The organism is Echinicola shivajiensis, from assembly GCF_018642165.1.
GTDB classification, from domain to species: domain Bacteria; phylum Bacteroidota; class Bacteroidia; order Cytophagales; family Cyclobacteriaceae; genus Echinicola; species Echinicola shivajiensis.
The window spans coordinates 410,188-429,761 of record NZ_JAHHZM010000002.1; the positions used below are offsets into that span (position 1 = coordinate 410,188).

Consider the following 19,574-nt stretch of genomic DNA (forward strand, 5'->3'; position numbering starts at 1 on the left):
AGTTATACCCCGCTAAAAGCACTGAAACCACCATCTATGGGGATGATTGTTCCGGTAACAAATTTAGAAGCATCGCTGCATAGGAATCCCACTGCTCCGAACAAATCCTCTGGATTTCCAAATCGGTCCATTGGAGTATGACCGATGATTTGGTTACCACGATCGGTTAAACTGCCGTCTTCTTGAGTCAATAAGGTCCTGTTTTGTTCGGTCAGAAAAAATCCGGGAGCAATGGCATTTACGCGGTATTTCTTGCCATATTTTTGACAGAACTCTACCGCTAACCATTTGGTGAGATTGTCAATAGCAGCTTTGGCAGATGCATAGCCTATTACCCTTGTCATGGGTCTTGAAGCAGCCATCGAGGAAATATTGATGATGCTAGCCTCTGGGTTTTTCAATAGTAAAGGGGTGAATACCTGTATAGGCATCAAGGTACCCAAATAATTGAGCTCCATTACCTTTTTTACTTCTTCAATCTTTAAATCAGTGATTTTTTGGTCTGGAGTAACTATGGCTCCGGGCATGTTTCCTCCAGCTGCATTGATCAATACATCAATCTTTCCAAAATCCTTTTCAACTTGCTGTTTGGCAGTTTCGAGTGCTTCTTTATCAGTGACATCAGCAAGCAATGGATAGGCTTTCCCTCCATTGTCTTTGATTTGGCTGACCAGCTCTTCTATTTTTTTAGGTGTTCTTCCTAATATAATTACCTGAGCACCTTCTTGGGCAAGATACTGGGTGATCTGATTACCCAGTACACCCGTAGCACCGCTGATTAATATGATTTTGTCCTTTACAGAAAATAGTGCAGACATATTTTTATTTAAATTTTAAGATATACTAATTGAGATTATTGGAAGTTGAAATAATCTTTGGCATTGTTGTAGCAAATGTCTTGGACCATTTTTCCCAACCATTTTTCATCCGCGGGTAATTCACCGTTTGCTACATCATTTCCCAATAGATTACATAGGGTTCTGCGGAAATACTCGTGACGAGGAAATGAAAGAAAGCTCCTGGAATCAGTCAACATGCCCACAAAGCAGCTCAAAAGGCCCATATTGGAAAGGACATTCATTTGCTTTTCCATGCCATCCTTTTGGTCAAGATACCACCAGCCAGAACCAAACTGTACTTTTCCACGGATGGAGCCATCATTAAAGTTTCCAGCCATGGTGGCCATTACCTCATTGTCCCTTGGGTTAAGATTATAAAGAATGGTTTTACAAAGTTGGTCACTTTTATCCAGTTCATTCAAGAATTGGGCAAGGGCTTTTGACTGACTGAAGTCCCCAATAGAATCAAAACCAGTGTCTGGTCCCAAAGTGGCTAACATCCTCTCGTTGGTGTTTCTCAAGGCTCCAAGGTGGAATTGTTGGGTCCATCCTTTGGCATGATAAAGCCTGCAAAGTTCAATTAAAGTAACAAACTTAAAATAGGCTGTTTCGTCCTTGTTGATATGCTGGCCTGAAGTGACTTTTTTGAATAGGGACTCGATATCATAAGTGCCCATGGGATAAAAATATAGTTGCTCAAGGCCATGGTCAGCCAATCTTCCTCCCATTTCATGAAAATAGGCAATTCTGTTTTCCAGGGCTGCCATTAATTTTTCGTGGCTGTCAATCTGGATATTACTAGCCGAGGATAGCTTCTCCAAATAGCTTACATAGGCTTTTGGGTCTTCAACGGCAAAGGACTTGTCAGGGCGGAAAGTAGGGAAAAGCCCAATCGCCATGCCTTCATTGGCAGCTTTCTGGTGATATTCCAAGGTGTCCGTTGGATCATCTGTAGTACAGACTGTTTTGACTTTCATTTCCGTCAATAGAGATTGGGTACTATGGGAATCCTCCTGCAATTGGCGGGTGGTTTCATGATAAATTTCAGCGGCATTATCAGCCGTTAGCAATTCATCTATTCCAAAGTAACGTAATAGCTCCAAGTGGGTCCAGTGGTACAAAGGATTTCTCATCGTATAAGGAACCGTGTAGGCCCACTTTTCAAATTTTTCCAGGTCAGTACCGTTTCCAGTAATATATTTTTCATTGACTCCCAGGGCTCTCATGGCACGCCATTTATAATGGTCACCAGCAAGCCAAATCTGAGAAATGTTCTCGAATTTTCTGTTTTCTGCCAGGTCTTTTGGAGAAAGGTGACAGTGGTAATCTATGATGGGCATTTCTTTTGCATAATCATGATAAAGCACCTTGGCCATATCAGATTGAAGCAAAAAATCCTCTTGAATAAATTTTGAGCTAGATGTTGTTTGGGTGGTATTCATAATATTCAAATATTCACTTATTTTTTTGAAAAGCTGCTGTTCGTTTCTTTGGTTAATTAAAGGATAATCCAAAACAATGATTGGTATTGGTGCAGAGTTATCCCCTGATTTAAGAAGAAATATTGATTCAAAAGGGGTTTATAAAATAAGATTTTTGAAACCGCCTAAATCGAATTTAGATGCGCCATTTCAATAAGTAATAATAGCTAATGTTTGTTGGTTTTTTTAGTAATTAATCTACTTTAATCACGGAATCGTTTTCGTACTCATGCAGGCAAGTAAAGGACAGTTAACCATTTTGAAAGAATTAATTTTTTTAGGGCTGAGAGTAATTGAGGAATTAGTTTAAATTTGATGTTGGAATAAATCTTTTGTTACAGAATTATGAGTGGAGTAAACATCAAAATGTTGGCGGAGGCACTTCAGCTTGCCCCATCTACAGTTTCTAGGGCACTCAATGATAGCCATGAGATAAGCGAAAAAACCAAGAAAAGGGTTTTGGCTATGGCTGATCAAATGAATTACCAACCCAACCCTTTTGCCAGAAGCTTAAGGGAGCATAGGAGTAAGACCATTGCCATGATCATTCCCGATCTGGTCAATAATTTCTTTTCCCAGGTCATAGAGGGGGTAGAGGAAATCACCCAACAGTTTGGGTACCATTTGTTGGTTTATCATACGCATGAAAATGTGGAGAGAGAGAAGGAGATTGTGACCCATTTGTTGAATGGAAGGGTGGACGGGATTATGATGTCTGTTTCTCACCAGACCAAGGATACGGAGCATTTGAACAGGGTGCACCAAAAGGGTATTCCATTGATATTTTTTGATAGAATTTGTAATAGTATTCCCACTACCAAATTTGTTACGAATGGTTATGAAAGTGGCTATGAGGCTACCAAGCATCTGATTGAGCAGGGATGCAAAAAGATTGCCTTCTTACTACTTTCAAAAGAGATTTCCATTAGTCAGCAACGTTTAAAAGGTTATACAGATGCCTTGAAAGATAATGGTTTGGAGATGAATGAGGATCTTATCCTTATGTGTGGCAAGGAGGACCAAACAAACCATCAGCTGATCAAGGAATTTTTAAGTGGAGATGAAAGACCTGATGGTATATTGGCAGCAGTGGAGAAGCTTGCTATCACCACTTATTACGTTGCAGGTGAACTCAAATTAAACATGCCAGAAGATTTAAAAGTGGTCAGTTTTTCAAATATGAAAATTGCTGATCTATTAAATCCAAGCCTGACTACAATTTCTCAGCCGACTCATGAATTTGGGAGACAGGCAGCTAGTTTGTTGATGAATAAGTTGACAAAGAAGAATGCTCCAGATTTCAAGGATGAAATTGTTGTTTTACCCTCCACATTGCATATTAGAAAGTCTTCAAAATAAAAAAGCCGCCCTTTAAAAGGCGGCTTTTTTATTGTTTTTTGGAATTAATAACCGGGGTTTTGTGGGAATGCATCATTGCCTCCTGTGGTCCGGTCAATTTGATCTTGCGGAATAGGTCTGAGAACATGGAAATCCTGAATATTGTCAGCTCCAAGCGTATTATACATTTTTACCCTTTCGACAAGAATTCCCCATCTCACCAAATCCAACCACCTTTTTTGCTCTCCGAGTAATTCCCTGGCTCTTTCTTCGGTTAGGAACTCAAAGGTCATTTCAGCAGGAGTGATTTCCATTTGCGCTTCCATTCCTGGCCAGGCTGCTCTTCTCCTGATGGTGTTGATAGTGGCGGCTGCTTCAGCAGTTTTATCTTGCATCAGTTGGGCCTCTGCTAGTAGCAAATAGGTGTCTGCAAGTCTGAAAACCACGTAATCTCTTCCCCCTTCGGCTTGAGTTTTATCCGCTCTCCCCGGATCCAAGTGCTTGTTTAAAGTTGGGTAAAGTTTATCTGTATAGAGACTGGGAGTAAGCACCTGATAAGGTTTTTCAGCCCTTTCAGCTTCGGAAATCTCATAACCAGGGATATAAATGGCCGTGTCACCTTCAGCAAAGGTAACGCTAGACTTGGATTGATCAAATGTGGTATTATAAGTCCCCGGTTTATTGGTTTTGAATACATGTTTGAAAGACTTATTGTACCTACTATCAATATCCCTATTAGCAAATATTGTGTTCAAGGTATAATCAGTAGGGCGGTACCTTTTCCAAGGTCTTCCGTTGGCTACGTCCCTTTCCATACCTGGCTGAACATCATATTCCATGAGAAAATATAAATGTGCTCTGTTTCCATTGCCATTGTTCAGTGGGTCACGGGTATATTGAATGGAGAAAATGATTTCATCATTAATTTCATTTCCAAATTCATATACTTTGGCAAAATCAGGCAATAATTGAAAGCCATAATCATTAATGACTTTTTTGAAAAGGTTTTCCGCATTTTCATAGTCTCCGGATTCCTGTGCCTCAGTGCTGGCCTTTGTTAGATATACTAAACCAAGTAAGTTCTCTGCAGTTGGACGAGTTGCACGACCATAATCGTTAGACCTCATGTTTGGCTCTAAATCTGGGATAGCAGATTCCAAGTCATTAATGATGGCCGTATACATCTCAGCTACTGTTGATCTAGTTACTTCCTTGCTTGGAACCACTGATTCACTAAGTTGTAAGTCTACACCTCCAAAGAATTGGGTGAGCAAGAAATAATGATGAGCGCGAATAAATTTGGCTTCCGCCACTCTTTGCGCTTTGGTACCCTCATCCATTCCAGTAACTTCTGGTGCTCTATCGATTACCGCATTACAGGTATTGATGCCTTCATAAAATGCGTTCCAAATATTTCTGATATGTCCATTTCTAGTGTCAAATTGGGAAGTATAAGAATTCATGAATTTCCAACTTCCATCAGAACCGTTGGTATAGGTGTCTGTTCCAAAAATGGTCAAGTTATTTCCTTCTTCAGTACCGTAGAAGGGTCTCATAGTACTATAGGCTGCATTGATACCATCATTTAACCCACTTGGGGTATTCATATAATCGTTGCCGATTTTTGAGATTACATCTTCTTCCAAAACTCCCTGACAGGAAGTGAAGGCCAAAATTCCAGCGCCCAAAATCCCAATAGCTGCCAGTGAAGAAAGTTTGTTCTTTATTTTATATATGTTCATATTACTTCATTTTTAAGGTCCAAAAGCTGCTTAAAATTTGGCGTTGATCCCAAAGGTGATAGAGGTAATTGCAGGGCTGATATTGGCATTTACCTCACCGCCTCCTGCACCTTGGTCTCCATCGATGAACACTTCAGGATCTATTCCCTTATGCTTGGTTCTGTATTCGGAAAAGATGAATGGTTGCTGTATACTGCTGTATATTCTCAAGCTGCTCATCCCAATTTTAGAAGCAATTTCATTGGAGAAATTATAGCCAATATTGATGTTCCTCACTTTGATGAATGTGCCATCAAAATAAGACATAGAGGATGCATATTTTGGACTTTCTTGATTTTGGTTTGGCCTTGGATAATCATTGGTTGGATTATCAGGAGTCCAGTAATTGACCGCTAGGTTATTATATCTTCCGAATAGTGAATTAAAAGAGTCATGGAACCTGCTGCGGATCATAGAACCAAATCTTCCATAGATAAAGAAGGACAGGTCAAAGTTTCTATAATTGAAACGGTTGGTCATACCAAGTACAAAATTCGGTACTGCCGAGCCTAGGATTTGTCGGTCATCAGCATTGATCTGTCCATCATTATTGATGTCTTCCACCCTGATTTCACCTACATTGTCGCCATAAGTGTTGGCCACATCTTCTTGATCTGTTTGCCAAATGCCAATTTTTTTGTAATCATAAAATACCGTCAAGGCTTCTCCAACAAATCTACCAGCAGAAATATCATCTCCATTAGGTAGTTCAAGGATTTCTTCCCTATTTCTATTAAAGATGAAATCTGTAGACCAGCTGAAATTGGTCTTGTCAATATTTACACTTGAAAGCGTCAGCTCAACCCCTCTGTTTCTGGTTTTACCGATATTGGTGGTAAACCCTCCGAAACCAGTTGAGTTTGGTAGCGGTTGTGGTGCCAAAAGGTCCTCAGTTGTGGTGATATAATATTCCAAACTACCGTTGATCCTGCCCGCAAAGAAGGCAAAGTCAGCACCAAGGTTGAAAGTAGAAGAAGTTTCCCATCTTAGGTTTGGATTTCCAATGGTATTTGGGCCATAACCGTAAGCAGGCGTATTATCAAAAGCATAGGAAGTTCTACCTAATAAAGGTTGGGTTTGGTAAGGATCTATAGCTTGGTTTCCTATAGAGCCATAGCTGGTTCTAAGTTTTAATTGGTCCACAAAATCGGAGGTGCCAATAAAAGCTTCATCAGTCAAGTTCCAACCTAAAGCCACAGAAGGGAAGTATCCAAATCTATTGTTTTCCCCAAACCTGGAGGATCCATCAGCTCTCAATGTAGCGGTCAAAAGATATTTTCCTTTGAAATCGTAATTCAACCTTCCCATAAAGGATAGCAAGGTCCATTGGGTCAAATTGGTGTTTGCTGAAGTAATCTGACTTGCGTCCCCTAGTCTATGGAATAATTGGGATTCAGCGGGAATTCCCAATACCCCAATATTGGTTTCTTCGTAATTGTCATTTTGAATGGACTGAAGACCAGTGAACCTGAAGTTATGCATGTCCTTTAAACTCTTGGTATAGGTCACGATGTTTTCCAAGGTATAGTTGAACCGGAAATTTTCGCTGATACTGCCTGTTGGACTTCCGCCTCTTCTTGAATTGGTCATGGATCCGGTAAATCTGCCGTTTCTATCTATGGTGATGTCTGGTCCAAAGTTAACTCTATAAGAAAGGCCTTCAGCTATATTCCATTCTCCAAAGATACTGTTGAATATCCTATACCGTTTGGTCAGGTCCATATTGGCTCCAGGTACGATTTCAGCCAATGGGTTAGTTCTCAATCCATCAGTTGTTGGAAGGAATATTAGGTTTCCCTCATCATCATAAGGTTTGCCCAATGGATTTTCCTGCATGGCTCCGCCAATAGGATTGAAGTTTTCTCCATTTCTTTCACTGTACGAGACTAGGGTAGAAGTACCTATCTTGATTTTTTTATTAATCTTGTGATCAATATTTGCCCTGAAATTATACCTAGTAAAATCTTGGTTTATGATCACACCTTTATCTTGAAAATAATTTCCTGAGATAAAGAATTGTGTTTTTTCACTACCACCTGAAACACCTACTTGATGGCTTTGGATACTGCCTTTTCTCAATAATGCTCCTATATAATCGGTGGATCTGCCTTGTGCAATCCCCTCTAATTCCACGGGTTCAAAAAGTGCCTCATCAGCCTCCGGGGTAGCAGGTCCTTGCGGATAATTTCCTGTAGCCCTTCTTGACTCTCTTTTGTACTCTGCAAATGCAGGCCCATCAAATACCTCAATGGTTCCTAAGGATTGATTGACACCATAATAGGAATCTACAGATACCACTGTTTTGCCAGTAGTTCCTCTTTTTGTGCTTACCAAAACTACTCCATTAGCTCCTCTGGAACCATAGATGGCCGTAGCTGAGGCATCTTTCAAAACCTCCATTGAGGTGATGTCATTTGGGTTGATGTCATTGATGCCGCCAGCAATAGGAATACCATCCACTACAAAGAGCGGATCATTACTGGCATTAAATGAACGGCGCCCTCTGATCCTTACTTGAGGGGCTGCGCCAGGCTTACTTCCTGGAGAAGTCACATCCACACCTGAAGTACGGCCCTGTAAAGCTTGCCTCGCATCGGTGATGGGCTGTTCTGCAATTTCTTTTGCTCCCACGGATGAAATTGCGCCTGTTAGTTGGCTCTTTTTCACTGTACCATAGCCGACTACCACTATTTCTTCCAGATCAGAAAGATCCTGTTCCAAAGTGACGTTGATAGTACTTTGGTTGCCTATTTGTACGTCTTTAGAGATATAGCCAATGAATGAAAATTGGAGCGTACTACCGGATGGGGCAGATAGTTGGTATTTTCCATCGATATCTGCGGCAGTACCTTTACTTGTACCTTTTACTAATACTGCGGCACCCGGGATGGGCAGTCCGCCTTCATCAGTTATGGTGCCACTTATTTGGACATTTTGTCCAAAAACCGGGACACACAAAACCAACAATAATAGCATAAATGCTACTTTTGGGTAGAATCTGTCTTGCATAGTTATTTATAGGTTATTGTTAATTAAATAAAGTTCAAGGTTATGGGTTACTTGTAAAAATTAGAATAAAGTACATTTCTACATTTATTAAATTATGAATAGAATAATGCTATTTCAAGGTTAAATGGTGATTTATTTACGGAATCGATTTCGTTAAAAAAGTAGGTTTAAAGGTTATATTCTATGATGAAAGGTTGTAAAATTGTTTTTATATAGTGTCAAATCAATGTTTATGGTGATGAAATAAAATAATTGGCTATTAAGTTAAAACAGTAGAAAAGATCCTAGTAAATTATAAAAGGAGGGTGGTTGCATTATTGTTTAAGGCAACTTTAATTAGGCATATTGATCTCAACATACTTTCCTTTACCATGATGGATAAAGGAAAAGTAAAGCCATGTTGGGATTGGAATCCTAGGACAATCTAAATAGTGAGTTAATTGGAGAATTTAAAATTTAAGTGGCTTATGTAGATGCCGATTTTAAATATGCTCATCCTTTTGGATTTGTATTGGTGGGTTATTTGATAGACAAAAGAATATCACTTCTTATGACTTGGTGGAGAATCTAAAAATGCCTTAGCAGCATATCAAGAAAAATAATGGGACCTTGGTCATGATTCAGAATCCAGATGAAAAAGGGCAGGAAAATTCTCCATGGAAAAGTATGCTAAAGAGGAGAGATGTTTGTGTCATTGCTATGGGGAAGTTGAGAACCGATCCTATTTGGTGGTTTTACCTTACATGGTTACTTGATTTTTTTAACAGTAATGATGCTTTGGATTACAATTTAGATTTGAGAGGATTGGCCTTGCCTTTTATTTTCATATATTTCACATCTGATTTGTGAAGTTTCCGTTTTGTTGGTTGTCCGATAAAATGATCAGCAAGAGCTGGACAATTAATGGGAGGAGGAAAAACACACTTTTGATTTTTACACTCTTAGCAGTGGTAGGGTTTGCGAGAACTTTAGGGGCCTTGGTTGGCGCTTTATTTGAGTCGTTTGCAGGATTGACATTAGTGAAATGGGGCTATTTTCCAATTTTTATCATTGCCACATTATCTAAGTATAATGGCATTGATATTGATAGAAGTGTTAGTCCCAAACATAAATAAATAAGATACTTTGTATAAATAAGTTCAATTCCCAAATGAATAATAGCAAAGTAAAAATCCCGGAATTTTGTTCCGGGATTTTATGTTTTTATTACATCATTTAAATGAATCTGCTTCATGATAGGCCTTTAATAGGGCCATTTCTCCTTCTTTTCCTGGAGAAGCGTTACCATGTTCCATTCCACAAACGCCTTTAAAGCCTTGTTCGTCTATCCATTTAAAGACGTTTTTATAATTGATTTCTCCTGTACCCGGCTCTTTACGCCCAGGATTATCACCAATTTGGATATAGGCAATTTCCTCCCAGCATAACTGCATATTCTTGATCAGGTCTCCTTCATTTCTTTGCATATGATAGATATCATATAGGATTTTGCAGGCAGGGCTGTCTACTGCCTTACAGATCAAATGACCTTGATTGGAATGTCTTAAAAATAGATCGGGATTATCACTCAAAGGCTCCATAACCATGGTCAATCCATGTGGTTCAAAAACTTCAGCAGCTCTACGGTAAGCATCGATAACATTTGCGGTTTGTTGATCAAGGGGTAATCTTCTCTCGAAGTATCCAGGAACCACCGTCATCCATTTAGCATTGACAATTTTAGCTACTTCCACAGCCTTTTCACATTCTTTTACAAAAGCTTCCTTAAACTCTTCCTTGCCAGTGGTCAAGCCTACTTTCCAGTTGAATCCGGGGTCGATCACAAAAACACCCATGGTCATATTGTTTTTTTCCAAGGCAGCACCTATGCGTTTTTGATCTTCCAAAGACCTTTTCATCAAACCATTATCTTCCATTGCAGGAAATCCCTGCTCGGACATAAAATTGATCTGGTCTACATAATCGTCGCCTGCATGGTTTTTGAACATCCCGAAATGTGGCGCGTAATTCATGTTAAAAGCCCTTCTCTTCAGTTCCTCTTGTTGTTTGGCTTCAGCAAGTGAGAGCCCTCCGGTAAAAGTGGCCAGTGCTCCACTGAGTGCTGCATTTTTTAAAAAACTTCTTCTTTGGTTATTAAGGTTTTTCATATTGAATAATTGTTTGTGCAGATATATTTAAGGTTTTCAGTTGATAGTTTGAATTTCAAAATCCGACTAATATATATAGTAATAAAGCCTTACACAAGGGAATTCTTTTATGATTAACTGAAAAAGTTATTATTGGTTTTGAGCTATTGAATAGTGCTTCAGTGAAATTTTGAAAGGTGAGTTATAAATCCACGGCTTCAGATCTTATTGGTCGACAATGGTTCTGAAAGTCAGACTGATCCTGGGCCTAGTGATCTTTTTCGTAGGAGGTAGGCGGTGTAACCAATGGCTTTGGGTAGCACCACGCATGACTAGGAGACTACCGTTTTCCAATATCCTAGAAACAGTTTGCTTATTGATTTTATGTTTGAAAGTGAATTTGCGCTCTGCCCCCAAGCTAAGGGAGGTGATTACGGTATTTTCCCCTAAGGATTTTTCACTGTCACTGTGATAGGCCATTCCCTCAGAACCATCATGATAAAGATTCAAAAGGCATGAATTGAATTTTACATCGGCCTTTTCTTCTACCAATGTTTTTAACTGTTTGAGTTCTTCTGTCCAAGGAAGCGCCTGTTTGGTGGTGTTGGAATAGCTATAATCATAGGGCTTGTCTCCATACCAGGCAACCTTTCTTTTGGTAGTATAATGTTTACCATAGATAACGGCCTCATCATGGCGCCATTCAATATTGGACATTAGCTTTTCAAAGAAAAACTGGGATTGTTGTTCATTGAGGATCTTTCCATAGTAATGAACCGTCCCGTCATATGGGAGTAGATTGGTCAATTGGTTTTGGCTAAAGAGATCCATGTATTGAAGTACGAAGCAGGGGGAGTGCGGGGTTTGAAATAGGAAGATAGAATACAGTGATTGAATGAAGTCAGTAATTTTTTCTTGGTTCTATTATCTTGTGTCTAGCATCTTGTAAGGTTGCTTCCCAACCAATAATAGCGGTTTTTCGGATGGGGCCCCACATATAGCCTCCAAAGATACCACTCGCTTGAATTACCCTATGGCAGGGGATAAGGAAGGCAACTGGATTGCTTCCAATGGCAGTTCCCACAGCTCTGGAAGCTTTGGGATTGTCAATTTTCTCTGCTATTTGTCCATAAGTTGTGAGTTTACCCATAGGGATTTTTAAGAGACTTTCCCAAACCTTTAGTTGAAAGTCGCTGCCCTTGAGGTGGAGTTTGATTTGATCCATTCTGGTCCAATCTTGCTGGAAGATACGCAATGCATTTTGCTGTAATTGGTCTTCTTGGTTTTTGAAAGTGGCATTGGGGAAGCGGGCAACTAAGCCCTCTATTGTGTAAGGCTCATCTTCCAGAAAAGCCATATAACAAATTCCTTTTGAGGTGGAAGCCACTAGAATCTCACCAAAGGGAGTTTCCGAAAAACTATAATTGATCTGCAAGTTGGTTCCTCCATTTTTATATTCTCCAGGTGTCATTCCTTCTATATTGACAAAGAGATCATGTAACCTTCCAGTTCCAGAAAGTCCAGCTTCCATACTTGCATCCAAAAGATTGGAATTGGTTTCTCTGAGGATTTTTTTTGCGTGACCTATACTAATAAATTGCAGGAACTTCTTTGGGCTGACACCTGCCCATTCAGTAAATATGCGCTGAAAATGGAAAGGACTCAGACTAGCTTCCTCAGCCAATTCATCTAAGCTGGGCTGTTTTTTAAAGTTTTCCTGCAGATATTGGAGTGCTTCCGCTACCCTTTGATAGGTGATCTTTTCCTGGCTTTGCATAACTGGTTATTCCTTATGGATCAAAAGTAATAAGATATTCAGCAAAGCACCACCCGAAAATTGCTGTTTTGATAAATCATAATTTTTGACACCTGGAATCATGAATCCTGACTTTATTTCAACGTTTTTGTTAGTATTGGTGCTATTAAACTATCTTAATCATGGCAATACTCGTTGCGGCTATTCTAGCCGCATTTTATACAATCTTTAAGAGATTGTTTTATAAAAGAGACACTAATTAGAAGGGAACAGAAAAGCCCATCTGCTGAATCTTAAGCAGTAAATGGGCTTTGATTTAAACTTCTTTTTATTTATTCAATTAGGATGGTTTCCTGCTCGTGAACGAGATCAATGACAAATTCATCGATTTGTTCTTTAGTTACATTTGGCATACAGATGACATGGGTAATATCATCCTCAGTTGCTAGTTGCCATTTATTTTTGATATGATCAGAAAGTTTGGGAAGGATTACCGTAATGGCGCCAGGATTTGACCAAGCTTCAATTCCGATTTTTTTCAATTCATCTATGCAGTATTGAGCTACTTCAAGACTGTGGAAATAACGTTCTTTTAATCCTTCAATGCCCATTGATTTGATGGCATACCAGAGGAATAGTGGGCTGAGACCATTTCTTGAGCCAGTAATGGTAGTATCCATGGAGCCTATATAGGAAATTCCCTTTGCAATGCGGTCCTTATAAGATCGCTTGGTGACGATTACTCCACAAGGAATCGGTGAGCCGATGAATTTATGCCCACTAATGGAAATGCTGTCTGATCCATCTTGGAAGTCAAATGGGATGCGGGGTTCCATAAATGCCCCAAATGCACCTGAAAGTGCGGCATCACAATGGATATAGTGATCTTGGATAGCCAGTTTTTTGAGAATTTGCTTCACCTTGGAAACATCATCTTTGGCTTCTTTCATGGTGGTCCCAAAAGTGGTCAGGATGATGGCCGGCATATGACGGTTGAACCGCAGTGTCTGCTTAAGATCATCATAATCAATTTCCCCGTTTTCCTGTGATCGAATCACAATACTGGGGATGTTTAGCAAATGAATATTTTTCTTAACACTGTAATGAGTCGATTCAGAATAGTAAACCATTCCTTTGGGGTACATTTCCCTAGCGATATAAAGCCCGTAAAGATTGCTTTCTGAGCCCCCATTGGTTACATAACCCCAATAATCCTTCGGGTTCGCCCTGAAACGTTGCGCAAAAAAGTTGATCACTTCCCGTTCCATATCACTGGTCTGTACCTTATAAGTGGTGGTTTCTTCGAAAGGATCGCCTACATTATTGATAGGGTAATTTAGGAATTCCAATAATGGTCCGTAATTAAAGTCCTTAGCAACAGGATATCCTAAAAGGGATTTGCTCTGTTGTTTTATCCTTTGTATTAGATGTTGCAGTTGTTCTTTATCAGCAGGTTCATTGATCATAATTAGTGCTTTTTGCTCTTTATAACTTGATGTAAAAATACGAATAATAGATGTTTGGTCTGTTTTTATGTATCATTTTAGAAAATTAAACTATTATTTATAGTTTTATAGTGTGAAACACCTTTTTAACCTGACCAAGGGTTTAGTAATCAGATAATAAAATCTAGTAATGGACAAAGTCGATAAGAAGATATTGGCAGAACTACAGAAGAATGCCAAGCAGAATACTAAAGAAATAGCCAGTAAAATTGGATTAAGCGTTACCCCTACCTATGAGCGGATCAAAAAGCTGGAAAAGCAAGGCATCATTAAAACTTATGTTGCCTTGGTTGATCGCATCAAAATAGGAAAGGAAATAGAGGCTTACTGTCAGATTACAATGGCCCGCCATCAGAAGGGACTGTTGGAAGATATTAATGAAAAAGTATTGTCCTTTCCTGAGGTGATGGAATGCCACCATGTTTCGGGCAATTATGATTTTTTGTTAAAAGTGGTGGTGGATGATATCCACGCTTTCCATCATTTTATCAATGAAAAGTTAATTGTAGTAGAGGGGATTTCCACCATTCATAGTGCTTTTGTGATGCATTCCATTAAGGAAAATACAGCCTATTCCTTTTAAATAGCTTGGAGAATAAGAAACCTAATAAAGGTTGATCTTCCTGAGATGATGAACCTTACTAAAGGCGACCCAAGATAAAGTCGTTCATGATCTCGACAGTTTTCTCGACACCATTGGTGGCTCTTACCATTGCTTTGATTTTAGATGCATTGTCCATAAACTTTTGAGATGACACCTTATGAACAGCTTTCAGTAAGCTTTTGGGAGTGACATCATAAATAGGGATTCGAATGGCCATCCCGGAACGGGCAAGTCCATCAAGGTTAGCTTGCTGTTCAGCCTGAAAACCAATTCCTACTACAGGTGTACCTGCCCAAGCTGCGGTTTGGACTGTTCCTTGCCCTCCATGAATTACAGCGATATCAGCCATTTGATTGACTAGATGAGCAGGAAGAAAGCGACAAGCAAAAAAGCGATCGGATGGAATACCCAATTCATTGGGATCCAGAATAGTGGTGGTACTGCAGACAATATTAAAGTTTTCTTTTTCCCTCAGCGTTGCTATGATCAAATGAAGGGTTTCAGGAAAACCAGAACTTCCCAGGGAACAGAAGATATTTAGTCCTGGTCTAGAAAATACTTTAGTGACTTCTTCAGGCAATGGAATATCCATTTGAGAAAAAATGGGTCCAGAGTAATAATATCCTTGGTTGAGATCCTCCTCTTTTAAGCCACTTAAAATAGGCATGTCCGGTAAAAGGGTAATATCTCCTCTGACCAGATCGGTGATATTATAAATTGGCTGGAGGCCAAAATGTTTTCTAGCCTCATTAAAGGTTGTAAGCGAGGCTTTGGCAGCATCTTTAAGTAGGACCCGTTTCATGATTTTTCGCTTAAGGAAATCGGGCATGACCCTTCGCATAAAGAAATTCCTTTCCATGGTATTGGGCATATTATACATTTCCTGATGGATAAAAGCGGGGCAATTGACGGTAGGAACCTGTGTAACCATGGGAAGCTTTGCATAAGGCATGGAGATCATGCAACTAAGGTTTAGCCCTGCATAGACTCCATCCGGTTTATATTCGGCCAATGCTTCTAAATCAGCTTCAGCCATATTGATCCATTGATCGGTTGTAACAGGCAGGGGAGTCCCTACTTTGGCTTTGTAGCGGTTGATATCCATTATGATCTGGTGCTGTTCCCAGGATAATTCAGGCTGAAGGTTTTCTTCATCGATTCCTGCAGCTCCAATCATATGGTTATGGACACCGCCATGATTAAAGAATTTAACTTTTGCCCCAGTGTTTTTCATCCCTTTTGCAGTTTCTAAGGCTCGGGTAAAGTCTCCTAAGTTATGGCCATAGGAAAAGAAAGCCCACTTTAGATCATTTATTTGCATGGTAAGCTTGCTTGGTGAAGTGGAAAAATTAAGTCTAAACAAATAGCAATTTACCGGTTTTAATAAAAAGAGGTTTAGGTAGAAGATGATTTTATTTGAATAATGCTGTATGGTGTTGATAATGATATTTTTATTTCGGTCAGATTGAGCTGGGTCTTTGGATATGATTTAGGATCAAGTCTGTATTAGCAAATATATATTGTTAGTTATAAAAGGTAAATCAATAACAATTTGTGTGACTTATGTCGCTGTTCAGGCACATGACTATTAGTAACTTGAATGCATAGGAGGGCGCTATAAAAAAGCGTATAAGTCATGAGAAATTTACTAATGATTGGAATGGGGCTTATATTCAGTGTATTTCTGTTGACATCTTGTAATGATGATAAGGATCCCCAACCAAATATTCCGGAAACTAATTTAACTGAAGCAGAGGCAAAAGATTTGCTGTATATGCGTGAGGAAGAAAAGCTAGCAAGGGATGTTTATCAATATGCTTTTGACAAATATCAGGCTTTGATATTCGAGAATATAAGCAATAGCGAGCAAACTCATATGGATGCCATTTTGGTTCTATTGACAAAGTATAATTTGGAGGATCCAGCCAGTGAAATAGCAGGGGAATTTGATAATACTAGCTTACAAAGTTTGTATGATGAATTGGTCTCAAAAGTGGATGTTTCATTGATGGAAGCCTTGAAAGTGGGGGCTACCATTGAAGACTTGGATATATATGATCTAGCGGAAGCAATGGAACAGACAGAGTTGGCAGATATTCTTATAGTCTATGGAAATCTACAATGTGGATCTCGAAACCACCTTCGTTCTTTTACTGATGTAATCCATTTGGGTGGTGAAAGTTATTCTCCACAGTTTATTTCCATTGATGAATACTCGGAAATTATTTCTAGTGAGAAGGAGCTGTGCGGAAGATAAGTCAGGGAGGAATGGTTTTTTTTGGGTATTTTAGGGATTATGCTTAGAAATAGGTAGAAAGATAGGTATTGCGCGTATTAGCTTAATTCTGAGGTATTCGTTAGTTTCTATATTTTATAAAGAGATACTCTTTTAAGATTAATTGCTGAATTTTATTTTTTGACTCTACCTAACAGTAGATAGGATAGCAATGTCTGCCCATATTTAATAGGCTGCTTTAATTTTTACATAGGAACATTCCCTATGGCCATTGGGAAATGCGATCACAAGCAATTTTGGATGATCACAGGTTAATGATCAAAACGGCACTTTGGAAAATAAATCAGATCCTAAGCTGAATTTACCTGTTCACCATTTATCGGTTTTGCTCTAATTAGCAGTGGCAATAGCTTTAACTATTGGCTTCATGTTTTGATAGAAAAATACTATTTAAAATTAGTCTAAATAATTTTAAGGTTAGCGTTTTAGGTTATAGTTTTGTCCTTAATTAAACTTAATCTAAATAAGGAGAATGAAAAAGATACTACTATTCTTAGTTTTTTTATGTCTGGGAAATATGCTAATGGCCCAGGAAAAAGGCACCATAATTGGTCAAGTTGAGGATGAGGCAGGGAATCCTATACCTTATGCTTCAGTAATACTTCAAGGAACTTCTTATGGTGCAGCATCTGGTGAAGAGGGGGGATATCAATTTTCTGCACCAGTAGGAACTTATGTGTTGGATATATCAGCAGTGGGCTTTGAGGCCATGCATAGAAAAATATCAGTGAGAGCTGGACAAGTAAGCAGCGTGCCTTTGGCGGCATTGAAGGAATCTCAGGAAGTTCTGGGAGAGTTTACTGTAAGAGGCCAAAAGAGTGAATATAAGGTTGACAAGGCTTCTGGAAGTCTGCGTTTGAATGCACCCTTAATCGAAACGCCTCAAAATATCCAGGTGATCACGGCACAATCATTAGAAGATCAGCAGGTTTTGGATATGGCCGATGGAGTGCTTAGAAATGTCAGCGGTGCAACGCGTCTCGAGCATTGGGGAAATCTATATGCTCGGGTAAATATGAGAGGTTCACGCGTAGCGGCTTTCAGAAATGGGATGAATGTTACTTCCAATTGGGGACCTCTGACTGAGGACATGAGTTTTGTTCAGAATATCGAGTTCGTTAAAGGGCCAGCTGGTTTTATGATGTCCAATGGCGATCCCAGTGGAATGTATAATGTGGTAACCAAAAAGCCATCAGGTCAGACCAAAGGAAGCGTTAATTTGACTGTTGGGAGTTTTGACCTTTATAGAGGCGCTTTGGACTTGGATGGTAAATTGAGCAAAGATGGAAAGTTGCTGTATAGACTGAATGTAATGGGGCAGTCCCAGAATTCTTTTCAGGACTATACATTTCAGAATAGGTATAGTATAGCTCCAGTATTGAGCTATCAACTGGATGAAAAGACCAAGCTTACCTTGGAGTATGCCTACCAGCATGTGAAAATGTCCAACGTCGGTTCTGCTTATGTTTTTTCTACTGAAGGTTATGGTCAGTATGACCAAAGTTTTACCATTGCTGAACCAGGCCTAGATCCTACCAAAATTGATGACCATAGCATTATGGCCAATTTGCAGCACCAGATTAATAGCAATTGGAAAGTTACAGGACAGCTGGCTTATTTCAATTACAGCCAAGAAGGTAGTTCCATGTGGTTGAATGGAATAGAGGGGACCAGTTTACGCAGGTATGTGTCTATTTGGGATGCATTGAATGAAAGTGCTTATGGACAGGTTTACTTGAATGGAGAGGTGAAAACCGGAGGAATCAATCACCGTATTTTGGCAGGATTGGATTTGGGAACTAAAGAATATTTAGCTGATTGGAGCCAATCCCATCAATTGGATTCTGAGGAACAGTCATTTGATTTGGACAATCCATCATATGGTTATCCTGCCAATGGCTTACCGCAGTTTGACCGTAGTAGCAGCTTAAAACAAAGAGCCAACACTTCGGCTATTTTACAATCATATACAGGATTTTATGCGCAGGATGAGCTGGGTTTCTTTGATAATTCTCTGAGACTGACCCTTGCAGGAAGATACACTTATGTTTCCCAAAATTCTTATGGGACTACTGTTGAAGACAGCAAAATAACACCAAGAGTGGGTTTGAGCTATTCAGTGGATAATCAAACTTCGGTATATGCCTTATATGATCAGGCTTTTGTACCTCAAACGGGAATGCTGAAAAATGGAAATCCTGCCGGTCCAATTACCGGAAACAATATGGAGATAGGCTTGAAGAGAGACTTCTTTGATGGTAAGTGGAGCACAGGGCTTTCTATGTACAGAATATTCAAGGACAATGAACTGGTATCTGATCCGGAAAACCCAACAGCTCCTTATTCTCTTCAACTGCAAACTAGGACCCAAGGCGTTGAATTTGATGCTAGGGGAGAATTGGCTCCAGGTTTGGTGGTTACGGCGAACTATGCTTACACCGATTCTGAAATCACGGAAGATGAGCGTTCAGAACAATATTCACAAGTGGGTCAACCTGTAGCTGGTTTTGCTAAGCACTTGGCCAATGGTTGGTTGACCTACACGCTTCAGAATGGGAGCTTGAAAGGTTTTGGAATCAGTGCTGGTTTTACATTCCAAGGAGACAGAACGACATGGAATTGGCCAGGAGATGGACAGATGTCCTTGCCTGATTATTTCAAATTAGATGGTGGTTTATCTTGGGAAAACAATAATCTCATCATAAGGGCTAATGTATTTAATGTCCTTAATGAATATCTCTATTCTGGATCTGCCTATGCAACTTACTATTACTATCAGGCAGAAGCACCGAGAAATGCCCGTCTTAGCTTAGGATTTAAATTTTAATATTTCAGCTGT

14 protein-coding genes are annotated in these 19,574 nt (G+C 39.5%); 5 read left to right on the top strand and 9 right to left on the bottom strand.

What is annotated here, in order from left to right; translation table 11 throughout:
* Positions 1-2 precede the first annotated feature (2 nt).
* Positions 3-818, bottom strand: coding sequence for an SDR family oxidoreductase (locus tag KMW37_RS06195; RefSeq protein ID WP_215223737.1), 816 nt, complete (start codon positions 816-818; stop codon positions 3-5).
* A 35-nt stretch (positions 819-853) separates the two neighbouring features.
* Entirely contained in the window at positions 854-2,281 is a 1,428-nt protein-coding gene (uxaC, locus tag KMW37_RS06200) for a glucuronate isomerase (protein ID WP_215223738.1), read from the bottom strand.
* Between the two features lie 384 nt (positions 2,282-2,665).
* On the opposite strand from uxaC, the gene KMW37_RS06205 reads away from it, so the two are divergent.
* Positions 2,666-3,679, top strand: a complete 1,014-nt coding sequence (locus KMW37_RS06205) for a LacI family DNA-binding transcriptional regulator (protein WP_215223739.1) — start codon at positions 2,666-2,668, stop codon at positions 3,677-3,679.
* A gap of 44 nt (positions 3,680-3,723) precedes the next feature.
* On the opposite strand, the gene KMW37_RS06210 is transcribed toward KMW37_RS06205, so the two are convergent.
* Together KMW37_RS06210 and KMW37_RS06215 are read right to left on the bottom strand one after the other, a co-directional pair.
* Positions 3,724-5,400, bottom strand: coding sequence for a RagB/SusD family nutrient uptake outer membrane protein (locus KMW37_RS06210; RefSeq protein ID WP_215223740.1), 1,677 nt, complete (start codon positions 5,398-5,400; stop codon positions 3,724-3,726).
* 30 nt (positions 5,401-5,430) lie between these two features.
* Positions 5,431-8,448, bottom strand: coding sequence for a SusC/RagA family TonB-linked outer membrane protein (locus KMW37_RS06215; protein ID WP_215223741.1), 3,018 nt, complete (start codon positions 8,446-8,448; stop codon positions 5,431-5,433).
* Between the two features lie 615 nt (positions 8,449-9,063).
* Here KMW37_RS06215 and KMW37_RS06220 point away from each other — a divergent pair.
* The gene (locus tag KMW37_RS06220; RefSeq protein ID WP_215223742.1) at positions 9,064-9,297 is read left to right on the top strand and encodes a hypothetical protein; all 234 of its coding nucleotides are present in this window, start codon (positions 9,064-9,066) and stop codon (positions 9,295-9,297) included.
* A 362-nt stretch (positions 9,298-9,659) separates the two neighbouring features.
* Here the strand turns inward: KMW37_RS06220 and KMW37_RS06225 are convergent, their stop codons facing one another.
* From KMW37_RS06225 to KMW37_RS06240, 4 genes are all read right to left on the bottom strand, one after another.
* On the bottom strand, positions 9,660-10,595 hold the full coding sequence (locus KMW37_RS06225) for a hydroxypyruvate isomerase family protein (RefSeq protein WP_215223743.1): 936 nt from the start codon (positions 10,593-10,595) through the stop codon (positions 9,660-9,662).
* A 204-nt stretch (positions 10,596-10,799) separates the two neighbouring features.
* A complete protein-coding gene (locus KMW37_RS06230) occupies positions 10,800-11,405 on the bottom strand; it encodes an alpha-ketoglutarate-dependent dioxygenase AlkB family protein (RefSeq protein ID WP_215223744.1) in 606 nt (201 codons plus the stop codon).
* Positions 11,406-11,475: 70 nt separating this feature from the next.
* The gene (locus tag KMW37_RS06235; RefSeq protein ID WP_215223745.1) at positions 11,476-12,351 is read right to left on the bottom strand and encodes a bifunctional helix-turn-helix domain-containing protein/methylated-DNA--[protein]-cysteine S-methyltransferase; all 876 of its coding nucleotides are present in this window, start codon (positions 12,349-12,351) and stop codon (positions 11,476-11,478) included.
* A 311-nt stretch (positions 12,352-12,662) separates the two neighbouring features.
* Positions 12,663-13,796 carry a histidine decarboxylase gene (locus KMW37_RS06240; protein WP_215223746.1) on the bottom strand — a complete coding sequence of 378 codons (1,134 nt, stop codon included), beginning with the start codon at positions 13,794-13,796 and terminating at the stop codon, positions 12,663-12,665.
* A 169-nt stretch (positions 13,797-13,965) separates the two neighbouring features.
* Here KMW37_RS06240 and KMW37_RS06245 point away from each other — a divergent pair, with 169 nt between their 5' ends.
* On the top strand, positions 13,966-14,418 hold the full coding sequence (locus KMW37_RS06245) for an Lrp/AsnC family transcriptional regulator (RefSeq protein ID WP_215223747.1): 453 nt from the start codon (positions 13,966-13,968) through the stop codon (positions 14,416-14,418).
* Positions 14,419-14,476: 58 nt separating this feature from the next.
* On the opposite strand, the gene KMW37_RS06250 is transcribed toward KMW37_RS06245, so the two are convergent.
* Positions 14,477-15,760, bottom strand: a complete 1,284-nt coding sequence (locus tag KMW37_RS06250) for a glycosyltransferase (protein ID WP_215223748.1) — start codon at positions 15,758-15,760, stop codon at positions 14,477-14,479.
* A gap of 315 nt (positions 15,761-16,075) precedes the next feature.
* Here KMW37_RS06250 and KMW37_RS06255 point away from each other — a divergent pair, with 315 nt between their 5' ends.
* Both KMW37_RS06255 and KMW37_RS06260 read left to right on the top strand, forming a co-directional pair.
* Positions 16,076-16,696 (top strand): DUF2202 domain-containing protein, encoded by a 621-nt coding sequence (locus KMW37_RS06255; protein WP_215223749.1) that lies wholly within the window; start codon positions 16,076-16,078, stop codon positions 16,694-16,696.
* 511 nt (positions 16,697-17,207) lie between these two features.
* A complete protein-coding gene (locus tag KMW37_RS06260; protein WP_215223750.1) occupies positions 17,208-19,562 on the top strand; it encodes a TonB-dependent receptor in 2,355 nt (784 codons plus the stop codon).
* Positions 19,563-19,574: the final 12 nt, after the last annotated feature.